The sequence below is a fragment of the Pseudomonadota bacterium genome, from assembly GCA_010028905.1.
GTDB lineage: Bacteria > Vulcanimicrobiota > Xenobia > RGZZ01 > RGZZ01 > RGZZ01.
In genome coordinates, this window is the sequence record RGZZ01000681.1 from 1 (window position 1) to 2,069 (window position 2,069).

Annotated in this window: 3 protein-coding genes; all 3 read right to left on the reverse strand. The window is 68.6% G+C overall.

Translation table 11 applies throughout. The features are described from left to right. Positions 1-838: 838 nt before the first annotated feature. On the reverse strand, positions 839-1,039 hold the full coding sequence (locus EB084_24280) for a hypothetical protein (GenBank protein NDD31381.1): 201 nt from the start codon (positions 1,037-1,039) through the stop codon (positions 839-841). Next, positions 1,020-1,523 (reverse strand): hypothetical protein, encoded by a 504-nt coding sequence (locus EB084_24285; GenBank protein ID NDD31382.1) that lies wholly within the window; start codon positions 1,521-1,523, stop codon positions 1,020-1,022. Before EB084_24285 ends, EB084_24280 begins: the two co-directional genes overlap by 20 nt. Next, positions 1,507-2,069 (reverse strand): hypothetical protein (locus EB084_24290; protein NDD31383.1); only part of this gene is annotated, 563 nt, incomplete at its 5' end. The genes EB084_24290 and EB084_24285, both read right to left, overlap by 17 nt.

The window sequence follows — 2,069 nt, forward strand, 5'->3', positions numbered from 1 at the left end:
CGGGCACTCGACTGGCCACTCGTGAAACCGCGGGAAGGCAGCTCGGAGTGTCAGGGTCTGGTCGCTTTCGCGGACCCACTCTCACAAATGTCGGTCACACGCGCCTGACCGACATTTGTGCGAGTGGCTGGCGAGCGGGCACCGATGCTCCCCGCGCGACGCCCTCGATGACGCGCGGTGCAGGGGCGTTGCGCGAAGTGGCCCCTCTCCCCGCTTCGCAGGGAGAGGGAGAGACGAGTTCGTGAGGTGACCATGGTCGAACGAGGGCGAGGAGCACGTTCGGTTCGACAGCGGCCCCGACCCATCGAGCGCCCATCGTCTTCAAGGCCTGAGCGCGCGCGTGCTGCACAACCGGCCCGCGCTCGCCGCTGACTGGCCGGAATCGACAGCACCACTGAGTTGCGGCCCCGGTGTCCGAATCGTCACGTGCGAAACGATGCACATGCACGTCTCGGTCGCGGTTCTGGTCGCGTCGCCCCCAGCTCAGGTGCCGTCGGCCGAGGTTTCACCGCGAGCACGTGTGGAGGTGTCGCTCACGAGCGCCGAGCGCACGTCGTGAAGCGGGCGCGGCCTGCCGTGCAGTTGATCATCGCGTTCGCGATCGGGTGGTTCCTGTCTCACTGGTTCAGCGAAGACGCGCTCCCCGCGGCACACGCGCTTGGGCGGCACGACCCTGCGCTCGACGGGGACACTGGAGCCCGGCGCGACGCTCGATCAATCCTCCTTCGCCGGCCACCAGTGGCGCCTGCGCGACGCCAACACCGGCCGTTGGATTCGCGACTTCGTGCTCGATGGGGGCGCGCAGGTCGACCTCTGCGAATGCCCCTGAGCGCGAGACTCAGCTCTCCAACACTTTCGCCGCGCGGAAGAACGCCGCCCGCACGTCGTGGGTGCCGCCGCTCTGCTCGAGGTGGGCGTAGAGCGTGGCGAGGCCCACGCCCAGCCCGATGAAGCCCGGGTGCAGCTGCGCACCGCTGGCCACGCACGCATCGAACACGGCCTGAAAGCGCTGCTGAAAGTCAGGCAGCGAGAAGCGCACCTGGCTCTGGTCTCCCACGCCGAACTGGTCGCGCAGCGCGCCCTCGGCCGCCTCGAGCCCCAGCGTGCGCGTGGCCGTCGAGAAGCGCGCAGCGTCGTCTTCGTAGAAACCGAAGTACAAGTCGCGCAAGCCCCGCCGGGCGCGGGGCCCACACGAGGCGTTCGCCGCGCGACGCGAAGCACTCCGCGCGGAGGTCGAGCAGCACCGTGCCGCCCAGCAGCACCTGGTGAAAGTAGAGCTCGAGCACCTGCGCGCCGGGCACGAGCGACGCAGGCCCGGGCAGGGTGGTGGCGAGCTCCACCGGGAGATGAGCGCGCGTGAGGGTCTCGGTGCGGGCCCCGCGCGCCGCGTCGAAGGCCTCCGTGTCGAAGTAGTTGCCGCCCAGCGTGCGCGCCTGCGAGAGCACGGTGCTCAGTGGCACCACGTCAAAGAAGCGCGGAGAGAGCAGGTCGAGGAAAGGCTTCCATTCAGCGTTCTTGATCAACCGAAGCACCCGGCACCTCCGTCGCGCGCTCGAGCCGCGCCAGGTGGCGGCCGAAGTGGTGCATCACCCAGGCGTGCACGGGCGCCTGCGTGAAGATGTAAATCAGCCACGGCAGCGACGGCACGAACTCGTGAATCGACGAGAGCGTGAAGCGCTTGTGGGCGACCTGCCGAAACTCGAGCCAGCCGGTGTGCGTGGTCTTCGTCAACGCGCCCCCGACGATGTGGAACTTGTGGCGCTCGAGGTCGGAGCGCCCCTCGATGTATTCCAGCACCAGCAGCTGCAGCGGGAAGAAGCCCAGCGAAAAGACGATGCGTTTGCTCTGCGGCTCGCGCGTCACGCGGATGAACAGCCGGAAGAAGCGCGGCAGCCACGCCATGTATTCACCTGAGATGAACCCCGCGTCGCGCGTCGACATCGGCGGCAGGCGCTGAATCGAGCGCACCGTGGGCAAACCACGCGCCGGGGCCCGGGTGGTGGCGAGGCTGCGCGCGGGCTTCTCGAGCGTCCTCTCGAGCATGCCCTTGAACGTCGGGTAGCGAATGA